This window comes from Streptacidiphilus sp. MAP12-16 (assembly GCF_041262165.1).
GTDB lineage: Bacteria > Actinomycetota > Actinomycetes > Streptomycetales > Streptomycetaceae > Streptacidiphilus.
In genome coordinates, this window is record NZ_JBGCBY010000003.1 from 113,174 (window position 1) to 135,190 (window position 22,017).

At 72.0% G+C, this 22,017-nt stretch carries 18 protein-coding genes and 1 riboswitch; of the genes, 11 read left to right on the forward strand and 7 right to left on the reverse strand.

Annotation, left to right across the window (positions count from 1 at the left end; all coding sequences use genetic code 11):
• Positions 1–50 precede the first annotated feature (50 nt).
• Together ABIA33_RS04435 and ABIA33_RS04440 are read left to right on the forward strand one after the other, a co-directional pair.
• Positions 51–1,697 (forward strand): serine/threonine-protein kinase, encoded by a 1,647-nt coding sequence (locus ABIA33_RS04435; protein WP_370077133.1) that lies wholly within the window; start codon positions 51–53, stop codon positions 1,695–1,697.
• A complete protein-coding gene (locus tag ABIA33_RS04440) occupies positions 1,694–2,473 on the forward strand; it encodes a hypothetical protein (protein ID WP_370077135.1) in 780 nt (259 codons plus the stop codon). Before ABIA33_RS04435 ends, ABIA33_RS04440 begins: the two co-directional genes overlap by 4 nt.
• On the opposite strand, the gene ABIA33_RS04445 is transcribed toward ABIA33_RS04440, so the two are convergent.
• A complete protein-coding gene (locus tag ABIA33_RS04445; protein WP_370077137.1) occupies positions 2,458–3,891 on the reverse strand; it encodes a trehalose-6-phosphate synthase in 1,434 nt (477 codons plus the stop codon). The genes ABIA33_RS04440 and ABIA33_RS04445 overlap by 16 nt on opposite strands.
• A gap of 149 nt (positions 3,892–4,040) precedes the next feature.
• Entirely contained in the window at positions 4,041–5,018 is a 978-nt protein-coding gene (locus tag ABIA33_RS04450) for a glucosyl-3-phosphoglycerate synthase (RefSeq protein WP_370077756.1), read from the reverse strand.
• A 182-nt stretch (positions 5,019–5,200) separates the two neighbouring features.
• Positions 5,201–5,335: riboswitch (SAM riboswitch) on the forward strand.
• Positions 5,336–5,352: 17 nt separating this feature from the next.
• Here ABIA33_RS04450 and thrC point away from each other — a divergent pair.
• The 6 genes from thrC (at position 5,353) to ABIA33_RS04480 (ending at position 10,397) form a co-directional block, all read left to right on the forward strand.
• Positions 5,353–6,672: a threonine synthase gene (thrC, locus tag ABIA33_RS04455; RefSeq protein ID WP_370077139.1), complete on the forward strand. Its 1,320-nt coding sequence runs from the start codon at positions 5,353–5,355 to the stop codon at positions 6,670–6,672.
• Positions 6,669–6,944: a MoaD/ThiS family protein gene (locus ABIA33_RS04460; RefSeq protein ID WP_370077141.1), complete on the forward strand. Its 276-nt coding sequence runs from the start codon at positions 6,669–6,671 to the stop codon at positions 6,942–6,944. The genes thrC and ABIA33_RS04460 overlap by 4 nt, the downstream gene beginning before the upstream one ends.
• Positions 6,945–7,505: 561 nt before the next feature.
• Entirely contained in the window at positions 7,506–7,706 is a 201-nt protein-coding gene (locus ABIA33_RS04465) for a cold-shock protein (protein ID WP_030255564.1), read from the forward strand.
• 334 nt (positions 7,707–8,040) lie between these two features.
• Positions 8,041–9,663, forward strand: coding sequence for a chaperonin GroEL (gene groL, locus ABIA33_RS04470; protein WP_370077144.1), 1,623 nt, complete (start codon positions 8,041–8,043; stop codon positions 9,661–9,663).
• 114 nt (positions 9,664–9,777) lie between these two features.
• Complete coding sequence (locus ABIA33_RS04475) at positions 9,778–10,137, forward strand: hypothetical protein (protein ID WP_370077146.1); 360 nt, start codon at positions 9,778–9,780, stop codon at positions 10,135–10,137.
• Positions 10,134–10,397 carry a DUF4031 domain-containing protein gene (locus tag ABIA33_RS04480; protein ID WP_370077148.1) on the forward strand — a complete coding sequence of 88 codons (264 nt, stop codon included), beginning with the start codon at positions 10,134–10,136 and terminating at the stop codon, positions 10,395–10,397. Before ABIA33_RS04475 ends, ABIA33_RS04480 begins: the two co-directional genes overlap by 4 nt.
• Here ABIA33_RS04480 and ABIA33_RS04485 read toward each other — a convergent pair.
• Positions 10,387–11,118, reverse strand: coding sequence for a hypothetical protein (locus ABIA33_RS04485; protein ID WP_370077150.1), 732 nt, complete (start codon positions 11,116–11,118; stop codon positions 10,387–10,389). The two genes, ABIA33_RS04480 and ABIA33_RS04485, sit on opposite strands and share 11 nt — an antisense overlap.
• Before the next feature lie 96 nt (positions 11,119–11,214).
• Here ABIA33_RS04485 and ABIA33_RS04490 point away from each other — a divergent pair, with 96 nt between their 5' ends.
• Positions 11,215–11,919 carry a copper homeostasis protein CutC gene (locus ABIA33_RS04490; protein WP_370077152.1) on the forward strand — a complete coding sequence of 235 codons (705 nt, stop codon included), beginning with the start codon at positions 11,215–11,217 and terminating at the stop codon, positions 11,917–11,919.
• A 171-nt stretch (positions 11,920–12,090) separates the two neighbouring features.
• On the opposite strand, the gene ABIA33_RS04495 is transcribed toward ABIA33_RS04490, so the two are convergent.
• Positions 12,091–14,295 carry an AAA family ATPase gene (locus ABIA33_RS04495; protein ID WP_370077154.1) on the reverse strand — a complete coding sequence of 735 codons (2,205 nt, stop codon included), beginning with the start codon at positions 14,293–14,295 and terminating at the stop codon, positions 12,091–12,093.
• A 499-nt stretch (positions 14,296–14,794) separates the two neighbouring features.
• Here ABIA33_RS04495 and ABIA33_RS04500 point away from each other — a divergent pair, with 499 nt between their 5' ends.
• Positions 14,795–15,037, forward strand: a complete 243-nt coding sequence (locus ABIA33_RS04500; RefSeq protein ID WP_370077156.1) for a hypothetical protein — start codon at positions 14,795–14,797, stop codon at positions 15,035–15,037.
• Positions 15,038–15,080: 43 nt separating this feature from the next.
• Here the strand turns inward: ABIA33_RS04500 and ABIA33_RS04505 are convergent, their stop codons facing one another.
• The 3 genes from ABIA33_RS04505 to ABIA33_RS04515 form a co-directional block, all read right to left on the reverse strand.
• Positions 15,081–16,718, reverse strand: coding sequence for a DNA repair helicase XPB (locus tag ABIA33_RS04505; protein WP_370077158.1), 1,638 nt, complete (start codon positions 16,716–16,718; stop codon positions 15,081–15,083).
• Positions 16,719–16,797: 79 nt separating this feature from the next.
• The gene (locus tag ABIA33_RS04510) at positions 16,798–17,814 is read right to left on the reverse strand and encodes an alpha/beta hydrolase (protein ID WP_370077160.1); all 1,017 of its coding nucleotides are present in this window, start codon (positions 17,812–17,814) and stop codon (positions 16,798–16,800) included.
• A 164-nt stretch (positions 17,815–17,978) separates the two neighbouring features.
• Positions 17,979–20,507 carry a helicase C-terminal domain-containing protein gene (locus ABIA33_RS04515; RefSeq protein WP_370077162.1) on the reverse strand — a complete coding sequence of 843 codons (2,529 nt, stop codon included), beginning with the start codon at positions 20,505–20,507 and terminating at the stop codon, positions 17,979–17,981.
• 376 nt (positions 20,508–20,883) lie between these two features.
• On the opposite strand from ABIA33_RS04515, the gene ABIA33_RS04520 reads away from it, so the two are divergent.
• Positions 20,884–21,966: a hypothetical protein gene (locus ABIA33_RS04520; protein ID WP_370077164.1), complete on the forward strand. Its 1,083-nt coding sequence runs from the start codon at positions 20,884–20,886 to the stop codon at positions 21,964–21,966.
• Positions 21,967–22,017: the final 51 nt, after the last annotated feature.

Consider the following 22,017-nt stretch of genomic DNA (forward strand, 5'->3'; position numbering starts at 1 on the left):
TACCGACCAAGCGCTACCTTCCTTGCGAATGACTCATGGGGGTAGAGCGAATGGAATGGGTCGTACCTGGCTACCGGCACACCAGAGAACTGGGTGCCGGGGCGAGCGGACGCGTGGTCCTGGCGCTGCACGAGGCGACCGGGACGCCGGTCGCCGTCAAGTACCTGGCCGACGAACTCCGCGCTGACGCGGACTTCCTGGAAGAGTTCCGGGCCGAGGCGAGGTTGCTCGGCGAGCTGGACACCCCGTATGTGGTGCGGCTCTGGGAGTACGTCGAGGGGCCGCAGGGCGCCGCCATCGTGATGGAGCTGGTCGACGGGATCGCCCTCCGGGCGCTGCTGCGACAGGCGGGTGCGACCGGACCCGAGGCCGCGCTGGTGGTGCTCAAGGGCTCGCTGCTGGGCCTGGCGGCCGCCCACGCGATGGGTGTGGTGCACCGGGACTACAAGCCCGAGAACGTGCTGGTCGCGGCTGACGGTTCGTCGAAGCTGGTGGACTTCGGCATCGCCGTCCACAACGGGCAGGCCGGGGACGTCGCGGGTACGCCGCCCTACATGGCCCCCGAACAGTGGGCCGGCGACCCGGCCTCGGCCGCGGCGGACGTCTACGCCGCGACGGCGACCTTCTTCGAGTGCCTGACCGGCTCGCGCCCGTACCCCGGCACGGAGTTCGCCGAGCTGGTCGTGCAGCACACCACCGCGCCCATCCCCGACGAGCTCGCCCCCGAGGCGGTCCGTCCGCTGATCAGGCGCGGCCTGGCGAAAGCGGCGGACGACCGGCCCAGCAGCGCGGCGGCGTTCGTCGAGGAACTGGAGGCGGTGGCCGGCACGGCCTACGGGCCCGACTGGGAGGAACGCGGGCAACGGAAGCTCGCCGCGATCGCCGCGCTGCTGCCGTTGCTGTTCCCCTCGGCGGGCGGCGTCCCCAGCGGGACGACGGCGCTGGCCACCACGGTGCTCGGCGGTGGAGTCGGCCCGGGCCGCGGCGCGGGGCGGATCATCCGTAAGAAGGTCCTGGTCAGCGGGGTGGCCGGTGGCATCGTGCTGATCCTGCTCGGTGGCGGCTACGCCTCCGGCGTGATCGGCGGCAGCCCGCGGACCTCCCCCGTCGCTCATCCGACTCCGATCGCCGTGACCTCGCTCTCACCGTCGCCGACGACGTCGCCGTCGGCTTCGGTCGCCGCGTCGCCTTCGCCATCTGCTTCCGCCTCAGCCTCCGCGTCGGCGTCGGTGTCGCCCAGCCCGTCGGCGTCCGCCTCCACGAGCCCCTCCGCGTCGCCGTCGCCCTCACCGACGGTGTCGCCCACTCCCTCGCCCACGCCGAGCGCCTCCCCGAGCAAGTCGCCGACGCCTCCGCCACCACCGGTCACCCACGTCACGAGCGTGACCGTGGACGCGTGGGCCTACGACTCCGCCACCAACGTGGGGACGATCTACGCCAACATCACCACGGACGGCACCGGGTCGATCACCGTCACCGCGAACGCGTACGTGAACGGCACCGGGTACCCGGGCGGGACCTTTGTCGGCTCGCAGTCCGTCAGCCTGCGGGGCGGTAAGTCCTATGTGCGGATTCGGGTCGGCACCTTCACCTTCCCCTACTCCTCGTGCAGCTTCGCGGTCGCGCAGCTCAGCACCAGTCCTGCTGCAGCCAATGGCAGCCCCTACGCGTCCGGTCGGGAGCAGTGCATCACATGACACCCAGCGACGAACCCCGGGACGCGCCCCCGCCCGACAAGGGCACTGTCCACCTACGCGGACCGTTTCAGGACACCCCGCCGGTGCCGGACAACGCCACCGTCCAGCTGGGGCAGATCCAGACCGCCCCGGTGCCGATGACCGCGCCTGCGCCTGCGCCTGTGCCCACGCCGACGCTCGTCATGCCGATGCCCGTGCCCCTGCCGGTACCCGCCCCTGCGCCTACGCTGCAGCCCGCACAACCGTCCGCGCAGCAGCCCGCGCTGCCTGCCGAGGGCCTGATTCGGTTCGGGCCCGGCGTGCCCGACCCCAAGACGGCCCGGACGATCGCCGTGTGGAAGGGCGCCGGGCCCGGCCCCGCCGCCGCGCCGGAGGCGAAGCCCGGGCGGCGGGTGGGGCGCTACGCCCTCGCAGGGGTGGTGCTGCTGGCGGTCGTGGCCTTCCTGCTGTGGCAGCGCTTCGGGCCTTCGCTCGCCGTCAGCTCGGTCTCGGTCGCCGCCGCTCCGGCGAGCCTCGGCTGCGACGGCACGGAGGTCGTGACCGCGACCCTCCAGACCAACGGGCGGTCCGGCACGGTCCACTACCGCTGGGTGCGGAGCGACGGCACCGACAGCGGGGTGCTGCAGCAGTCAGTCCCGGCCGGCCTGCACCAGGTGTCGGTGCCGCTGCGCTGGACCGTTCAGGGCAAGGGCACGTTCCAGGGGACGGCCACCGTGTGGATCACCGGTCCTGTCGCCGGCTCCGCCTCCGCGAGCTTCTCCTACTCCTGCCCCTGATCGGCCGTCAGCGCCGCGTACTGCTCCAGGAACCACGCCGACGGCGGCAGCGCCGTGCTCGCCTCGGCCAGCCGCTTGCAGCGTTCGGCCCGCTCCGCACGGGGCATGGTCAGCGCCGTGTGCAGAGCCTCGGCCGTCGCGATGACGTCGTAGGGGTTGACGGCGACGGCGTCCTCGCCGAGTTCGGCGAAGGCGCCGGCCTCGCGGGAGAGGACCAGGGCGCAGCCCTCGTCGGAGACGACCGGGATCTCCTTGGCGACCAGGTTCATGCCGTCCCTGATGGGGTTGACCAGCGCCACGTCGGCGAGCCGGTAGGCGGCGAGCGAGCGCGGGAAGTCGTCGTCCACGTGCAGGATGACGGGCTGCCAGGTCGCGGTGCCGAACTCGTCGTTGATCTCCTGCGCCGTGCGCAGCACCGACGCCGTGTACTCGCGGTATTCCGGCAGGTCGTGTCGGGACGGGTAGGCGAAGGCGATGTGGACGACGCGGTCGATCCATTCGGGCCTGGTACGCAGCAGATGCCGGTAGGCGTGCAGCCCTCGGACGATGTTCTTGGACAACTCGGTGCGGTCCACCCGGACCACGGTGCGGCGGTCGCCGACGGCCTCCCGTAGGGCGGCGAGCCTGAGGTCCACGTCGGGGCGGTGGGCGCGTTCGCGCAGGAAGTCGCTGTCCGCGCCGAGGGCGTGCACCCCGAGCCGGGTGGTGCGTCCCTGGTACGTCACGGTCAGCGCAGCGCGGTCGACGTCCGCGTCGAGGACAGCCTCGCAGCAGTCGGCGAAGGCGCTCGCCCAGCGGCGGGTGAGGAATCCGGCGCGGTCGGCGCCGAGGATGCCGGCGAGCACGTCGCGGGCGACGTCGTCGGGCAGCAGCCGGTAGTAGTCCGGCGGGGCCCAGGGGGTGTGCGAGAAATGCCCGATCCGCAGGTCGGGTCGGAGCTCGCGGAGCAGCCGCGGTGTCAGTGACAGGTGGTAGTCCTGGACCAGCACGGTCGCCCCGGGCGCCGCGGCCTGGGCCAGGGCCTCGGCGAAGGCCCGGTTGTACGCCTCGTAGGAGGCCCACTCGCGACGGAAGGAGGCGCCGAACACAGGGGTGGTCGGCGTGTTGTAGATGAGGTGGTGGACAAACCACAGGGTGGAGTTGGCGATGCCGTTGTAGGCGCGGGCGAAGGTCCCGGCGTCGATGTCGAGCATCCGGACGGAAGGATCGGTGAGGCCCCGCCGGGTCGCGACGCGATCGCCCTCGGAGAGCGCCGCGCAGACCCAGACCGACTCGATGTCGTTGCCGATGGCGGAGAGTCCGGACACCAGTCCGCCACCGCCCCTGCGGTGCGTCAGCGTGCCGTCGTCCTCCACCGTGTAGGAGACGGGCCCCCGGTTGGATGCGAGCAGAATCCGTGCGGGACTTGCGTTGGCCATGAGTCCTACCTTGCCTCTCGCGGAGGGAGTCAAACGGAGGGAGTCAATCAGGGGCTGGAATGGGGAGCCGAATGGCGGAGTCGAACCTCGGAGTCGAAGGTCGGAGTCGAAGGTCGGAGTCGAAGGTCGGAGTCGAACCTCGGAGTCGGTCAGACATCGCGCTCGGGCAGCGTGACGATGGGCGGCCGTTCGACGGTGGGTATGTCGACGGTGGTCGGCGTGAAGCCCGCGGCGGTGCGGGTGAACTGGGTGAGCCGCAGTCTGACCAGGTCGTCGCCGGCCTTGAGCCGATCCGTGCGGGCGAGCCGGTCGAGTGCGGTGAGGTGGATGGTGGCGGCCATCCGGCCGAGCGCCAGCGCGTCCTGGTGGCGGTGGTGCCGCACGCCCACGTCGACCTGGGCGAGGGCGTCCAGACCGGCCAGGTCCAGCGCGTCCACGAGCAGGCCCAGTTCCACGCCGTAGCCGGTGGGGAAGGGCAGCCGCTCCAGCAGCGCGCGCCGCGCCGCGTACTCGCCGCCGAGCGGCTGGACGAATCCGGCCAGCAGCGGCCAGTGCAGGTTGAGCAGCGGGCGGGCGACCAGCTCGGTGACCCGGCCGCCCCCGGCCGGGATGCTGACCGTGCCGTCGGCGGTGTCGGTGTCCAGCGGCCGGTCGTACATGGCCTTGACGAAGGCGACGTCCGGCTCGGTCAGCAGCGGCCCGACGATGCCGGAGACGAACGTGGAGTCGAACTCGCGCAGGTCGGCGTCGATGAAGCAGACGATGTCGCCGGTGGTGACCAGGAGCGATCGCCACAGCACCTCGCCCTTGCCGGGGATGACGGGCAGGTGCGGCAGTATCGCGTCGCGGTGCACGACCCGGGCTCCGGCCGCGGCGGCCGCCTGGCCGGTGCGGTCGGTGGATCCGGAGTCGATCACCACGAGCTCGTCGACCAGCGGGACGTCCTCCATCAGGTCGCGGCGGATCGCGGTGACGATCTCGCCGACCGTCGCCTCCTCGTCCAGCGCGGGCAGTACGACGCTGACGGTGCTTCCGCTCGCCCGCTTGGCGGCGAGCAGGTCGGGCAGCGGGCGGTCGGCGGCCGTCCAGGAGCGGCGGCGCAGCCAGTCCGCGACCTCGTCAAGCACAGGACTCCTCGTCATGGTGTCGTCGTCATGGTGCTGTCGTCATGGTGTTGTCGTCTCGCCTCGCGGACGACTGTGATCGGGGCGGGGCGCTTCGGTTACAGTCTTGGGGACGACGCACACCCGGCGCACATCGGGGGTGCCAGTCTCACAAATGCGTCCGCCTGCTGGGCGGACCGCCATAGAGCTCATCCAGAGGGACTGAGGGAACGGCCCGTTGAAGTCCCGGCAACCCTCCTGCCAGTACAAGCCGTCGCGGCCCTGGTGGGGAAGGTGCCAATTCCGTCCTGCGGCGAGACGCGCCGTGGGGAAGATGAGGAGAGAGGGCCTCGCCATCATGGCTGTCACATCTGTCACCGCACCTTCGCAGGCAGCAAGTCCGCAGGCAGCACCTCCGCAGGTCGCCGCGGAATCCTTCGGCCCCGCCGTCGCCCTGTCCTGCCGCGAGTGCGGCGCACGGACCGCGCTGGCCCCCGACTTCGCCTGTACCGAGTGCTTCGGTCCGCTGGAGGTCGCGTACGAGCTGCCCACCGGCGACCCCGAGGCGCTGCGCGCGCGGATCGAGGCGGGTCCCAACAACATCTGGCGCTACGCGCCGCTGCTTCCGGTGTCCGTCGACGTCGCGACGAAGCCCAATCTGAACCCCGGTTGGACCAAGCTGGTCAAGGCCGACAACCTGGCCCGCGAGCTCGGCGTCACCGGCGGCCTGTACGTCAAGGACGACTCCGGCAACCCGACGCACTCCTTCAAGGACCGGGTCGTCGCCATCGCCGTCGAGGCAGCGCGCACCTTCGGCTTCACCACCCTCTCCTGCTCCTCGACCGGCAACCTGGCCGGCGCGGTCGGCGCTGCCGCGGCCCGTACTGGGCTCCGCTCCTGCGTGTTCATCCCGCACGACCTGGAGGCGGGCAAGGTCGTGATGGCCGCCGTGTACGGGGGCGAGCTGGTCGGCATCGAGGGCAACTACGACGACGTGAACCGCTTCTGCTCGGAGCTGATCGGCGACCCGGCGGGCGAGGGCTGGGGCTTCGTCAACGTCAATCTGCGCCCGTACTACGGCGAGGGCTCCAAGACGCTGGCGTACGAGATCTGCGAGCAGCTGGGCTGGCGGCTGCCGGACCAGCTGGTCATCCCGATCGCCTCGGGCTCGCAGCTCACCAAGATCGACAAGGGTCTGAAGGAGCTCATCGCCCTCGGCCTGGTCGAGGACAAGCCCTACAAGATCTTCGGCGCGCAGGCCGAGGGCTGCTCCCCGGTGTCGGCCGCGTTCAAGTCCGGCCAGGACGTGATCCGCCCGGTGAAGCCGAACACGATCGCCAAGTCCCTGGCGATCGGCAATCCCGCGGACGGCCCCTACGTCCTCGACATCTGCCGCCGCACCGGCGGCGCGGTGGAGGACGTCAACGACGAGCAGGTCGTGGACGCGATCAAGCTGCTCGCTCGTACCGAGGGCATCTTCGCCGAGACCGCGGGCGGCGTCACGGTCGGCGTGCTGCAGAAGCTCATCAAGAACGGCCTGCTCGACCCTGCCGCTGAGACCGTCGTACTGAACACCGGCGACGGTTTGAAGACCCTGGACGCGGTGGAACCCACCACCGGTCTTTCCGCCACCATCCGCCCCACCCTTGACTCGTTCCGAGAGGCTGGCCTCGCATGAGCGTCAACGTCCGCATCCCGACCATCCTGCGCACCTACACCGGCGGGGCCGCCGAGGTGGCGGCCGAGGGCGCGACCCTGGCCGCGGTCATCGACGACCTGGAAACCAACCACAACGGCATCCGGGGCCGCATCCTCGACGACACCGGCAAGCTGCGCCGATTCGTCAACGTGTACGTGAACGAGGACGACGTGCGTTTCGCGGACGGCCTGGAGACGGCAACTCCGGACGGTGCGGGCGTCTCGATCATTCCCGCCGTGGCCGGCGGCTGAGCCGTCCGACCTGCCGAACCCGGCTATCCCCATAGCCGACCGGTCGTAAGCCGGGGCGCCCGCACATTCGGGGCGTCCCGGCTTTTCGCATTCATGTCCGTCCCCCGTGCACGGGGCTGACCGGGCGTAGGGGTAGAGTGAGTTCCGGTTGCTTCTGACCGTCTCACCAGTTACTGCGCAGTCGGCGCAGGATTCAAACCCCCTTCGCTTCCGCCACGTGCGCCACCCCTGAATCACTCCTGCACCACCGGCAGTCCAGCGCGATGCCCCGTCCCGTTGGCTGAGACGGGAACCGGCGCGGAGGCGCGCTCGAAGCATCAGAAAAACCGAAGTGATTTGTCGGGTAAGTCTGCTATGCCCGGACCGCTTTGCGGGCGTTTGTTTGCATTGATTCGCCGCTGTCCCTTAACGCCCGCCAAGAATTCTCCGCCTTATGCCCTGTTGCGGAGGGCATCTGAGTGGATACATTCAGCGTCGGTTGAGCGCTGCGCCACGCGTCGGCGTCTCGGCCCGGTCCGCGGAGTGCGGTCCGTGAAAGGGCCAGTAATAGGGGAGTTTGGAATGGCTCAGGGCACCGTCAAGTGGTTCAACGCGGAGAAGGGGTACGGCTTCATCGCGGTCGACGGTGGTGCGGACGTGTTCGTCCACTACAGCGCGATCCAGATGGACGGGTACCGGTCGCTCGAAGAGGGCCAGCGAGTGGAGTTCGAGATCTCGCAGGGTCAGAAGGGTCCGCAGGCGGACATGGTCCGCGTGGTGTGACCGGTCGAGCGATCGCTGACTGACGACAGGACCGGCTGGGCCTCGTTCCGAACGAAGCGCAACTCAGGTCTTCCAGTAGGCCCGTGCCCTCTTCGGGGTGCGGGCCTCTCGGCGTTCCGCGCCCCTCGCCACCGCCCCTTCACACTCCATCTGCTTGCACTCGGAGGGGTCGAGTGCTAATCATTGGCGTTAGCACTCTGAGGTAGAGAGTGACAACGGGCCGGGTAGGTGAGGCCCCGGGCGCGACGGGAAGGAACCGTCGCAGGTCGGGTCCGTCCGTCGCGGGCGCCAGCGCGGTCCATACGAAGCCACCCTGTCCGGGAGGACCACTTCCATGGCCAAGATCATTGCCTTCGACGAGGAAGCTCGTCGCGGCCTTGAGCGCGGGATGAACCAGCTCGCCGACGCTGTCAAGGTCACGCTCGGTCCGAAGGGCCGCAACGTCGTCCTTGAGAAGAAGTGGGGCGCCCCCACGATCACCAACGACGGTGTCTCCATCGCCAAGGAGATCGAGCTCGAGGACCCGTACGAGAAGATCGGTGCCGAGCTCGTCAAGGAGGTCGCCAAGAAGACGGACGACGTCGCGGGCGACGGCACCACCACCGCCACCGTTCTCGCCCAGGCGCTCGTCCGTGAGGGCCTCCGCAACGTCGCCGCCGGGGCCAACCCGATGGCGCTGAAGCGCGGCATCGAGAAGGCCGTCGAGGCCGTCTCCGCCGAGCTCCTCGCCCAGGCGAAGGATGTGGAGACCAAGGAGCAGATCGCCTCCACCGCCTCCATCTCCGCCGCCGACCCGCAGATCGGCGCGCTCATCGCCGAGGCGATGGACAAGGTCGGCAAGGAAGGCGTCATCACTGTCGAGGAGTCGCAGACCTTCGGTCTGGAGCTCGAGCTCACCGAGGGCATGCGCTTCGACAAGGGCTTCATCTCGGCGTACTTCGCCACCGACCTGGAGCGTATGGAGACCTCGTTCGAGGACCCCTACATCCTGATCGCCAACTCCAAGATCGGCGGGGTCAAGGACCTGCTCCCGATCCTGGAGAAGGTCATGCAGTCCGGCAAGCCGCTGCTGATCATCGCCGAGGACGTCGAGGGCGAGGCCCTGTCGACCCTGGTGGTCAACAAGATCCGCGGCACCTTCAAGTCCGTCGCCGTCAAGGCCCCGGGCTTCGGCGACCGCCGCAAGGCCATGCTCGGCGACATCGCCATCCTCACCGGTGGCACTGTCATCTCCGAGGAGGTCGGCCTCAAGCTGGAGAACGCAGGTCTGGAGCTCCTGGGCCGCGCCCGCAAGGTCGTCATCACCAAGGACGAGACCACCATCGTCGATGGTGGCGGCGAGAGCGACCAGGTCGCCGGCCGGGTCAACCAGATCCGTGCCGAGATCGAGAACAGCGACTCGGACTACGACCGCGAGAAGCTCCAGGAGCGCCTGGCGAAGCTCGCGGGCGGCGTGGCCGTGATCAAGGCCGGCGCTGCGACCGAGGTCGAGCTCAAGGAGCGCAAGCACCGCATCGAGGACGCCGTTCGCAACGCGAAGGCGGCCGTCGAGGAGGGCATCGTCGCCGGTGGCGGCGTGGCCCTGCTGCAGGCCTCCTCGGTGTTCGAGAAGCTGGAGCTCGAGGGCGACGAGGCCACTGGCGCCAACATCGTCAAGGTGGCCCTTGAGGCCCCGCTCAAGCAGATCGCCTTCAACGCCGGCCTCGAGGGCGGCGTCGTGGTGGAGAAGGTGCGCAACCTGCAGCCCGGTTGGGGCCTCAACGCTGCCACCAACGAGTACGTGGACCTGATCGCGGCCGGCATCATCGACCCGGCCAAGGTCACCCGCTCCGCTCTGCAGAACGCGGCCTCCATCGCCGCGCTCTTCCTCACCACCGAGGCCGTCATCGCCGACAAGCCCGAGAAGGCCGGTGCCCCCGCGGGCGGCGGCATGCCGGGCGGCGACATGGACTTCTGATCCACGGCTTCGGCCCGGATCGGAAAGCACCTCTCGCGAGGCGGTCCTCCCCACCACGGGGAGGGCCGCCTCGCGGCGTTTCCCCGCTCCCGGCACGTCCGGGACAATGAACGGATGGACGCCGACACGCTCGAAGCAGTACTGCACACCGCCCGCGCCGGGGTGCTCCGCGACCTGACCGCCCGCGACGTCGCCGACGCCGCCGTCGTCTCGATGCTCGAGGACGCCGTCGCCCAGCGGCGCTGGTGGGTCGAGCAGTGGCCGGAGGGGGCGGAGTACCTGCTCGGGCTGGTCGCCCAGGACATCCAGGACGCGCTGCTGGAGGCCTACGGCCGCTGGCCGTTGTGCGGCTCCTGCGCCGCCGACGGCGAGCTGCACGCGCTCGCCGTCGAGCCGGAGCTCGGGGCGGACCCGCACTGGGTCTGCGAGAAGGCGGGCGTCGTGGTCGCTGCGGTCGGCGAGCTGCGGCCGTGATCCTCATCGACCCGCCGACCTGGCCCGGGCACGGACGGCTCTGGTCCCACCTCGTCAGCGACACCTCCTACGACGAGCTGCACGCCTTCGCGCGTACGATCGGCGTCCCCGAGCGCGGCTTCGAGCGGGACCACTACGACGTGCCCGAGCGGCTCTACGCGGCGGCTGTGGCGGCCGGTGCGCAGCCGGTACCGAGCAAGGAGCTGGTGGCGCGGCTGATCGCCGGCGGGCTGCGACGGCGGAAGAGCTCTACTCGCTGACGTCGCTGACGTCGCCGTCGTCGCCGTCGTCGCCGACGCCGTCGCCGTCGTCGCCGACGTCGCCGAGTTCGGCCAGCTCGGCTGCCAGGTTGCGCCGGGCCGCCGCGTCGTACGCCTCCCACGCGGCCCGCGTGCGGAACAGGGCGGGCAGCGCGAGCAGCTGCCGCAGGATCGCCGCCCGTCCGGCGCGGAAGTCCGGCTCGGGCACGAACGCGTACTCGGCGCGTATGGCCGCCGTATAGGCCGCGTAGGCCCGTTCCGAGCCGCCCAGCACGGCCAGGTCCGCGTCGCACAGCACCTCGCCGTTGCGGTCGCCCGGCGCCGGATCGTGGCTCTCCGTCAGCCGCACCAGTCGGGCCACCTCGGCGACGGTGGCCGCCGGGACACCCGCCTCGGCCAGGACCCGGGACGCCAGCCGGGCGCTGCGCTCCTCGTTGCCCGAGCGGTCCGGCGCGTAGACGGCGTCGTGGAACCACGCGGCCAGGCGTACCGCGTCGGCGTCGTCGGCGTCGCCGGCGAGGTCGTCCACGGAGGTCAGCACCGCGTCCAGATGGGCGAGCGCGTGGTACCGCCGCTGCGGCTCCGACCACCGGCGCAGCAGCTCGTCGCCGAACGGCGCGGGGGCCGGGGAGTTCGCGTCCACGACCCGTTCCAGCAGCGGGATCCAGCGTCCGAGCAAGGTTCGGGCCAGCTCGGTGTCGGGGTGCGTCGGCGATGTCATGACGCCATTGTGAGGGAGTGGCGTGTGTGAAGTTTGCGTGATCAAGGGGCGGTCAGGACTCGCCGCGCAGCGCCTGGATATGGCAGTCTTAGGAATATGTCTAGACCAATCTTCGAGGTGATCGCCACATCCGCGCAGGATGCGGTGGCAGCAGCTGCCGGTGGTGCCGACCGCCTTGAGCTGGTCACCGACATGGCCGCCGACGGACTGACCCCCAACGTCGAGGAGTTCGCCCGCATCCGGGCGGCCGTGCACATCCCACTCCGGGTCATGCTGCGCGACCGTGACGGCTTCCAGCCGCGCGACCTGGACCAGCTGTCCGCCACGGCGGAGGCGCTGCGCGCGGAGGGCGCAGAGGAGTTCGTGCTCGGCTTCCTCACCCCCGAGGGGGCGGTCGACCTCGACGCGGTGCGCACCGTCCTGGCCGCGGTCCCGGGCTGCCGCTGGACCTTCCACCGCGCCCTGGACAACGCCGCCGATCGCGCGGCGGTCCGCGCCGCGATCGACGGCCTGCCGGGGCTCGACACCATCCTGACCGCGGGATCGGCGTCGGGCGTCGCCTCGGGCCTGGACGTCCTCGCCGTCGAGGCCGCGCGCTCCGGCGAGCCCGGCTACAGCCCGCGGATCCTCGTCGGCGGCGGCCTCAAGGCCCACCAGGTGGCGGATCTCTGCGCGATCGGCATCGACGGCTTCCACGTCGGCGGCATGGTCCGCACCGGCGGCTGGGACACCCCCGTGGACACCGGCCTGGTCCAGCAGTGGCGCCGCCTCGTCGACGCCGAGGCCCACGCCGTGGCGTAGGGCCTGTCTGCCTGGCGGCTCCATGCACAGCAGGGGCGCGAGGCTCTGCTTGATCAACCGCGTGTGCGACCAGCCGCCTACGGAGGTGCAAGGTTGGCAGCGCGCCGGGTTCATCGTGCAGAGCCTCGCCGCCCCATGTGCCGGTCGGTCTTCACCTGCCGGCGGAGCCGGTCAGCGGTGCGCCGCCAGCGCCTGCGGCAGCGGGCGTGCGTGCAGGACCGTCAGGCCGGAGACCGGGCGGGTGAGGCAGACGTAGAGGCGGCGCAGGCCGGTGCGGGTGTCGGGTTCGCCGTCGACGATGGCGGCGGGCTCGTCGAGTACGACGTAGTCGTACTCCAGGCCCTTCGCCAGCGAGGCGGGGACGAGGGTCAGCCGGGCCTCGGCCGAGGTCTCCACGCCCGGGTCGAGGTAGGGCAGGCCCGCCGCGTCGAGGGCGGCGGCGAGCAGGGGGATGCGGTCGTCGGCGGCGATCAGGCCGATGGAGCCCTCGTTGCGCAGCGTCTCGCGGCAGGCGGCGACCACGGCCCGGACCAGCTCGGGCGATGGGGCCGGCAGCGTGAGCGCCGAGGCCGAGTCCAGCGCGGCCGAATCCAGCGCCGCCGAATCCAGAGCGGCCGAGTCCCGCGCCGCCGAGTCCAGCCCGTCGAGGTCGCCGGGCTGCCGCGCGGCGGGGATGTGGCGGATGGTCAGCGCGCCGACCGACTCGCGGACGGACTCGGCCGGGGCCAGGTCGGGGGCGATGCCCGGCAGCAGCCGCGAGGCGTAGCCGATGACCTCGCTGGGGACGCGGAAGGTCTTGGTCAGCGCCTCGATCCGGGACCCGGGCTTGCCCAGGTGCGTCAGGGCCTCGGCCCAGGTCCCGGTCGCCCACGGCGTCGTCCCCTGCGCGATGTCGCCGAGGACGGTCGCCGACCCGGTGGTGCAGCGGCGGCCGACCGCGCGGTACTGCATGGGGGAGAGGTCCTGCGCCTCGTCCAGGACCACATGGCCGAGCGAGTGGGTGCGCTCCACCAGGTCGCGGGTCTCGTCGACGAGGACCGCGTCGGCGAGCGACCAGGGGGCGGACCGCACGCTGCGCGGAGGTTTGGGCCACCGGATGGTCTGCTGCTCGCCGGGGGTGAGGATGCCGTCGGCGCAGTCGCGCAGGAACTCGGCGTCGGACAGCAGCCGGAAGACCAGCTTCGCGGGGTCGACGGCGGGCCAGATCGCTTTGACGGTCGCCTTCACGGCGGCGTTGCGGGCGACGCTGTCCTGGACCCGGTCGTCGGGCGCCTCGCCGCCGTTCTCCATCTTGACCAGGACGGCGTGCGCGATGCGCTGCGGCAGGGCTGCCAGGGCCGCGCCGTAGCGGATGTCACGGTCCATCAGCTCACGTACGAGCTCCTCGAGTTCGTAGGCAGGGATGCGCCAGCGGCGTGAGCCGCGGACGACGACGCACGGCTCGGTGGGCATCCGGATGCCGGAGCGCACGGCGCGGCGCAGTACCGCCGCCATCCTGGCGTCGCCCTTGACGACGGCCGCGTCGGCCGGGTCGGCGCCGCTGACGGCCACGTGCGAGACCAGTTCCTCCACCGTGGCCTGGGCCACGTCCAGCTCGCCCAGGGCCGGCAGCACCTGCTCGATGTAGTGCAGGAAGGACCGGTTGGGGCCGATGACCAGGGTGCCGGTGCGGGCCAGGCGCTCGCGGTGCGCGTACAGCAGGTAGGCGACACGGTGCAGGCCGACCGCGGTCTTACCGGTGCCGGGGGCGCCCTGGACGCAGACCGTGCCGTGCACGTCGGCGCGGACGATCTCGTCCTGCTCGGGCTGGATGGTGGCGACGATGTCGCGCATGGGGCCGACGCGGGGTCGTTCGATCTCGGCGGTGAGCAGGGCGCTCGCGGTTTCCGCCTCGGTGGCGTCGGTGAGGTGCTCGTCCTCGTAGGCGGTCAACTCGCCACCGGTGTAGCCGAAGCGGCGGCGCAGGCCGACATCCAGCGGGTCCTTGCGGCTGGCCCGGTAGAACGGCTGGGAGACGGGCGCGCGCCAGTCGATGACCATCGGGTCACCGTCGTCGTCGTGGACGTGGCGCCGGCCGATGTAGAACTGTTCTCCTCCTGCGCCCTCGACCAGGTCCACGCCCGGGGCGTGCAGGTAGTCGAGGCGGCCGAAGAAGAGGGGGGTGTGGGCGAGGTCGGCGAGCGCCTTGATCCGGTCGGACATCTCGCGCTGCAGGATCGCGGCGTTCACCCAGTTGCCGGTGACGTCGGACAGGTCGAGCGACTCGACGTCGGCGCGCATGGCGCGGAGCGCCGCGCGGGACTGGGCGAGGTGGGCGCGCTCGCGGTCGAGCGGGTTCGCGGTGGAGTCGGCGTGCGTGGAGGTGTGCGCGGGCACGGAGGAGCCTTCCCGGCTGCGAGACACCGGGGGTGGCCCGGCGCGCAGCGGTCTCAAAGTTCGGCGATGGAGTTTGAGAGCCGCCCGGTACCGGCCGGGCGGCGCACTCCCCGGGCCCCGGAACGGAGGGGGAGGCGGCAGACCGGACATCCTAGACCCGTCCACGGGGTGTCCGCGAACCGTTTTCCGGCAGAGCTCCCCGGCAGAGCTCCCCTGCACCCGTCCCCGGTCCCCGGCCTCCGTCCCCGGCACTCGTCCCCGGCCTCCGTCCCCAGTCCCCGTCCCCGTCCCCGGTCCCCGGCCTCCGTCCCCAGTCCCCGTCCCCAGTCCCCGTCCCCGATCCCGGCCTCCGTCCCCGGTCTCCGGCCCCGGCCCCGGTCTCAGGGTGATCCCTGACCTGGGGAGGAGCGCGCGTACACCCGAGGGAGGATGCTTCGCGCACCCCCGGATCGGCCTGCCGGGCGACGCCCGGAGCGGCCTGGAGACCTACGGTTGAAGCATGGCTACCGCACACATGAATCCGCAGGCCGTGGCCGCCTCAGGCACTCGGCAGGTCCCCCGACAGAACGCTCGCCCCGGCACTCGCACGACCACTCGGCAGGGCGATCCGCACGGCAGCACCAAGCAGGACCACAAGGGCAGCCCCGTGCGAACCGCGGTCCGCGGCGTCGGGGTCTTCCTCGACACCGCGTGGCGCGTCGTGCTGCTCGGCGGCGAAGGCATCGACGGCGTCAAGCGCTAGCTGCGCTGAACAGAGGCCGCCGTCGGCCGCCGCTACCGCCTCGTCACAGCACGTCGTCCGCGTCGATGATCCGGTAGGCGTACCCCTGCTCGGCCAGGAACCGCTGGCGGTGCGCGGCGAAGTCCTGGTCGATGGTGTCGCGGGCGACGACCGAGTAGAAGTGCGCCGTGTGCCCGTCCGCCTTGGGGCGGAGCACCCGGCCGAGGCGCTGCGCTTCCTCCTGGCGCGAGCCGAAGGTACCGGAGACCTGGATCGCGACCGTGGCCTCGGGCAGGTCGATGGAGAAGTTCGCGACCTTGGACACCACCAGCACGGTGATCTCGCCGTTGCGGAACGCGTCGAACAGCTTCTCGCGCTGCGGGTTCGTCGTCTCGCCCTTGATGACGGGGGCGTTCAGGGCCTCGCCGAGTTCGTCCAGCTGGTCGATGTACTGGCCGATGACCAGGGTGGGGATGCCCCGGTGCTTCTCCACCAGTGCCTGGGTGACGCGGCGCTTGGTCGCCGTGGTCGCGCAGTATCGGTAGCGCTCCTCGGGCTCCGCGGTGGCGTAGGCGAGGCGCTCGGTGTCGGTCAGGGTGACCCGGACCTCGCAGCAGTCGGCGGGGGCGATATAGCCCTGGGCCTCGATCTCCTTCCAGGGCGCGTCGAAGCGCTTGGGGCCGATGAGCGAGAACACGTCGCCCTCGCGGCCGTCCTCGCGGACCAGAGTCGCGGTGAGGCCGAGCCGCCGCCGGGCCTGCAGGTCGGCGGTGAAGCGGAAGACCGGTGCGGGCAGCAGGTGCACCTCGTCGTAGACGATCAGGCCCCAGTCGCGGGCGTCGAACAGCTCCAGGTGGGCGTAGACGCCCTTCCGCTTGGTCGTCATCACCTGGTAGGTGGCGATGGTGACGGGGCGGATCTCCTTGCGGGTGCCGCTGTACTCGCCGATCTCGTCCTCGGTCAGCGAGGTGCGTTTGACCAGCTCGTGCTTCCACTGCCGGGCGGAGACGGTGTTGGTCACCAGGATCAGGGTGGTGGCCTTGGCGGTGGCCATCGCCGCCGCGCCGACCAGGGTCTTCCCCGCGCCGCACGGCAGCACGACGACGCCGGAGCCGCCGTGCCAGAAGCCCTCGACGGCCTGCTCCTGGTAGGGGCGGAGCTGCCAGCCGTTCTGGTCCAGCTCTATCGGGTGCGCCTCCCCGTCCACGTATCCGGCGAGGTCCTCGGCCGGCCAGCCGAGCTTCAGCAGCACCTGCTTGATCTGGCCGCGCTCGGAGGGGTGAACCGCGACGTTGTCGGGGTCGATGCGCTGACCCACCAGCGGGACGATCTTCTTGGAGCGGAGCACCTCCTCCAGCACCGGACGGTCGGTGCTGGTGAGCACCAGGCCGTGCACGGGGTGTTTGGACAGGGTGAGCCGCCCGTACCGGGCCATGGTGTCGGCGACGTCCACCAGCAGGGCGTGCGGCACCGGGTAGCGCGAGTAGGTGACCAGGGCGTCCACGACCTGCTCGGCGTCGTGTCCGGCCGCGCGGGCGTTCCACAGACCCAGCGGGGTGACCCGGTAGGTGTGGACGTGCTCGGGCGCCCGCTCCAGCTCCGCGAACGGCGCGATGGCGCGGCGGCAGTCACCGGCCAGCGGGTGCCCGGTCTCCAGCAGCAGGGTCTTGTCGGATTGGACGATGAGCGGGCCGTCATTCACGTGCGGGTCCTCCGAGGGTGCCGGTCCTACCCGATGCCGGTGTGCGGGGGCAGACCCTCCAGTGTGCCAGCCCGGGCGCTCACCCGGCCGTCGGTGCGGCGAGGTGCTGGCTGAGGTAGACCAGCGTGGCGTCGATGACCCGCTTGAAGTTCTTGGTGGAGTGGTCGGCGTGCGGCAGTTCCAGGTAGGTGATGTGCACCGAGGGTGACGCCCGCTTGACGAACGCCTTCACCACGTTGACCTCGTACTGCTCCGCGCCGCCCGCCGTGACCATCATGTCGATGTCAGTGGTGGCCTTGCTGACCATGATCTGCGGGGTGTTGGCCGCCATCTCGGCCGCGTGGCCGCGCCAGAACAGGGAGTCGGGGATGAAGTAGCCGTCGATGGGGACGGCGGCGCGGAAGGTCTGCGGGTACTGCAGCGCCAGTTTGGCGGAGCACAGGCCGCCGGTCGACGCGCCGGCGACGCCCCAGCCGTCGCGGGTCTTCAGGGTGCGGAAGTTCGCGCGGGCGAAGTCGGTCACGTCCTCGCCCATCCAGGTGCCCATCTTGACCTGGCCGGGGATGTCGCTGCAGTCCAGCTCGTGGCTCTCGCTGGAGATGAAGTTCTGCACCGGCATCAGCAGGATGAAGGGGTGTGCCTTGCCCGCCTTGCTCAGCCGGACGTCGGCCTCCTCGATGGGCAGTTGGCTGTCGTCGGTCCAGGTGTTGTAGCCGTTGCTCTGGCCGCCGGAGTAGAGGCTCACCACGGGGAAGCCGTAGCCGGCGTAGGCGGGGTCGTTGTACTCGGGCGGCAGCCACACCCAGACGTTGCCGGTCACCCCGGACTTCGGTCCGTGCAGCTTCACCAGGTAGATCGGTCCGGCGGCGGTGTCCCTGACCTTGGTCATCGCGGTGTGGGGTCCGGTGGGCAGCGACACCATGGTGCTGGACGGGCTCGGCGTCGGCGTCGGAGCGACGGACGTGCTGGGCGCGGGCGTGCCCAGCGCCTGGGAGGAGCCGGGTGAGGAGGAGCCGCAGGCCGCCAGGGTGAGTGCCAGGAGAGCTGTCGCCGCCAGGCTGGGGAGCAGCGGGCGGCGGGCAGTACTGGGGCGCATGGCGGGGCTCTCCGGGGTGGTGGGGGCTGATTCGCACAGGGGCACGCCGGCTCGGGGGAGCTTGATCCGCTTCCGATCCGTCGTGCACCCACCGTTCATGACGTAAGAAAATCATGAGACGGTTGCAGGAATTTTCATGCGGATCATATGTCAGTCCGGTGAACCTACGAACCGTCCGCCAGCTCGGCCACACCGGTGATCCGGTGCAGGCTGAACGTGCGTACCTCCTCGCGGAGATGGTCGTACGCCGTGACGAAACCGCCCGCCACTCTTACCGGTTCGACGACCCGCTGGCTGGCCGCGCCGTCGGCGTTGACGTAGCCGATCCAGACCCGGTCTCCGGTCAGCACGGCTGTCTGCAGCGCCGCCAGGGTGTCGGCGGCGGTCGTGCGCGGCAGTGCGGCCAGGCCGGGAGCGGCGGCCGGCGCGTTCGGATCGGCAGGCGCCGCCGTCGCTGGTTGGCGGTGGACGGCGGTTGCCGCGCGGTCACCCGCCCGGACCGCCTTCACCGCGGCGCCCAGCAGGCCCTCGGGCACCGCCGGCGGGCCGTCCGACACCGGCAGCGGTGCGCTGCGCGGAGGCGTCCGCAGCGCGTCCGGGCGGGAGATCAGCACATCGCCGTCCGGCGACTCCGCCGAGGGCGCGTACCCCATCGCCCGCAGCTGGGTCAGTACGGTCGTCGGTTCGGCCTGGGCCGACAGCACCGTCGGCGCCAGCCGCCGCAGCCGCAACTGCACCGCGCGGCGGTCGGCGAGCAGCTCGGCGAGCAGCGCGTCGTCGTCGCAGCGCAGATAGGCCGAGGCTGCGCCGACGCGCAGCCGTCCGTGCCGTCGCGCCACGTCGTCGATCAGATAGCTGAGCGGCTGCGGGACGGGCGTGCGCGAGTGCAGGGCGAGGAAGGAGTGCAGCTCCTCGGCGCTGCGCCCGGCGTCCAGGGCGCGGCGCACCGACTCCTGGGTGAAGCGGTAGACCGTCGCGCCGCCCTTGGACTCGATGTCGGCGGCGACCGCGAGGGTCTGCGCCAGGTTGGTGTGCAGCGGCCCAGGGGCGATCGCGGTGAGGTCGGGCTGCAGGATGACGTGGTCCAACGGCTCGGGGAGCAGCGGCTGCAGGGACGCCGTGGGGTCCCCGCCGTCGAGCAGCCGCCGGGCATGGGTGGCCAGCGCTCCACGGCCGGTCAGGCCGAGGTGCTCGGCCTCGCGGAGGGTCCAGCCGACCAGGCGGTCCCGGGTGGATCCGCCGCGCAGTGGGTTCTGCCAGCGCAGGTGTTCGAGCAGGGAGACCGGGTCGCCGACCGAACCGCGGGGGAGCCCGGCGAGCAGGGTGAGGACGCTGCGGCGCAGCTCGGGGGCCGCCGTACGGTCGAGGTCGTTGCCGAGCGCCGCGAGGATCTTGTCCTTGGCGTCCCGGCTGCCGACGAGCGCGGCCACCCGGGTCGTCGCCAGCCAGGTACGGGCCAGCAGCAGCCAGCGCTCGGCGACCGGACGGCGCAGCCACTCGTCGAACAGCGGTGTCGGAGCCCAGCGTTCGGAGGTCTCGCCGTCGGCGGCGAGCAGGCCCGCGCCGTAGGCGAGCTCCAGCCAGAACGCGGTCTCCGGCTCCGGAAGATCCAGGGCCGTCGCCGTGCGGCGCAGCTCGCGCACGCCGAGGCCGCCGGTGCGCAGCACGGCGGGCGCCTCGGTGCTCCACAGGTCGAGCGCCTCCTCGACGATGCGGACGGCGGTGAACGCCTGAGCGGCGGCCGCGCGGTCCGTCAGCTTCGGGTCGTGCTCGGCGGCCGTGGTGACCGCCGGAGGCAGCGGCTCGACGGTCCGGTGCGCGCGGCCCCCGCGCAGGTGCAGGGCTACCTCGCGGGGCAGGACGACGTTCTCGCGGCCCGCCGGCAGCAGCAGGCCGCGCGCCTGCAGCCACTCCACCGGGGTGCGGGCGTCGGCGGCGCGGACCGCGCGGGGCGGCGAGGCCCCGTAAGGCGGCCCCCACATCAGCCGTCGCAGCACGTCCTTGACACCCGGAGGAGCGTCGGCGAGCAGCTCGGCGGCCCGGGGGCGGTCCTCGAACAGCGCGGCGAGGGCGGCGACGGCGCTGACCGGGTCGTGGGTGGCGGGCAGCCCGACATCGGCGAGCAACTCCTGCAGGCGGCCGGGGGAGACCCCGGTGGTGGCCTCGGCGAAGGTCGGGCCCAGGCCGGTGGGCCCCGGGTTCCCGTTCGACGGTGCGAGCACGTCACGGGCCGTGCGGACCAGTCGCAGCTGGTCCTCGCCGCCCCACACCAGGGCCTGTTGGCGCAGCGTCGCCAGCGCGGCCGGGAGGACGGCGATCACGGCGGTGGTGACGGCGGTGGTGACGGCGGCCGTCCCGTCGCCGGGCTCGGTGCCGGGCTCGGTGCCGGTGAGCAGGCCGAGGAGGGTGGCGTAGGGGCAGCCGTCGGGTGCGACCGCGAGAGCCTCCGCGGTCTGCAGGGTGAACCGGTCCAGCCGTTCGAGCGCGCGGACGACCGAGGCGCGGGTGGACAGCCGCGTCGACAGCTGGGTGAGGTCGCTGGGGACCGGGTGCAGCAGGTCGGGGCGGGCCCGCAGCAGCGCCGCCAGAGCCTCGTCGGGCCGCGCGCGCAGCTCCTCGGCGAGGGTGCGCGGTGCCGAGGCGCGGGTGTGGCTGCTGCCGCTGCCCGGTTGACCGCTTCTTCGACTGCTCATCCGATCCAGGCTAGCCGCTCGCGCGGGCAAGTCGTACGGGTGAGCAGAGGAGCGTCAGCGCAGGCCCGACGCGTCCGGTCCACGGCAAGGCCGCACCGGCGGGGCCTGCGCGGCCGGAGGCCGATCGCCCGCCGGGCGGAGGTGTGGACAGGCGGTGTGGACAGGCGGTGTGGACAGGCGGTGTGGACGGGGGGTGCGGTCGGGCGGTGTGGACGGGGGTGCAACCGTGGTGCAAGGGCGTGCCGGTGCGGTTCTCCGGGTACGGGAGAGGCAGACAACAGGCCCCCCGGGGACCGACCGCCCGCCACCCGTGCCGGTCGGTCTAGGCTCGGGTTCACGCGCGACGGGGTGCCTACCGGGGAGGGTGATCGCCGCCATGGGAATCGAGAGCGACCAACTCGTCTACGACTACCTCAGCCGGGTCGGGGACCTGGCGCAGGCCACCCCGCTCACTGCGGCTGAGCGGGCGCGCCTGGTCACCACGCTGCGCGAGGACATCGACACGCGGCGCGGCGACACGTCGTCCGGCTCGCGGCGGACGGAGGCGACGGCGTTGCAGAAGATCCTCGCCGGGATCGGCACGCCGGACGAGGTGGTGAGCCGGGCGGTGCGCAACGGCGTGCCGTCGGCGCCCGCGCCAAGGGGCGCGCGGAAGCGCGAAGGGGAGTACGCGGCAGGTGCCTACCCGTCCGGGCCTTCGGTCCCCAAGCAGGCCGGGCGGTCCGGGCCGGCGGGCGGTGGCGCGGGCGGAACGGGCGCGCCCGTCGACTGGTGGCGCCTCGGCGGCGGAGGCGCGGGGGACGGCGTCGGCGCCGCGCCCGAGCTCGGCCCCGGCGGGGTGCCGCCGCTGAGCGATGAGACGCTGGGCGAGCTGCCCGGTTGGCGGGCCACCTACGAGCCTGACTTCCTCGACCCGGACCACGGCGACCCCCGGTCGGCCCGCGTCCCGACGCCCCGCGGTCCCGGGGCGGACGACGACGGCGAGGGCGGCCTCGATCCGGCCGCCCTCCCGCCCCGACGGCCGTTCCTGCGCCGCCTGCTGGGCAGACCCGAGCTGCCCGCCGAGCAACCCGAGACAGACGAGGACGGCGTCGAGGCCGCCGCCCCGGTCCGGGTGCCGCTGCCGCCGATGGAGTCGCTGGCGGTGCTGATCCTGGTCAGCGCCGCCGTGCTGGCCCTCTGGTACGTCGCCCTGCTCGGCTGGTTCATCGCCTACACCGCGCGCCGGATCGGACGCGCGTCCACGCACGTCGCCGGGCTGTGGCTGCCGCTGCTGGTCGCCGCAGGCTGCGGCTTCTGGCTGTACCAGCACACCCACGGGCAGCCGCCGGGGCACCCACTGACCAGCGCCCAGTTCAAGGCATCGTTGCGTTCCGCAGCCGGGGTGTGGCTGCGGTCGGCGGCGGCCTGCTCGGCGGCGTTCCTGGCCTGGCGGATCTCCCGCTACCGGCGCGGGTGAGCCCGGGCCTGACGGCCCTGGGGCCGGTCCGGCCGAGTGCGGCTCCGCCGC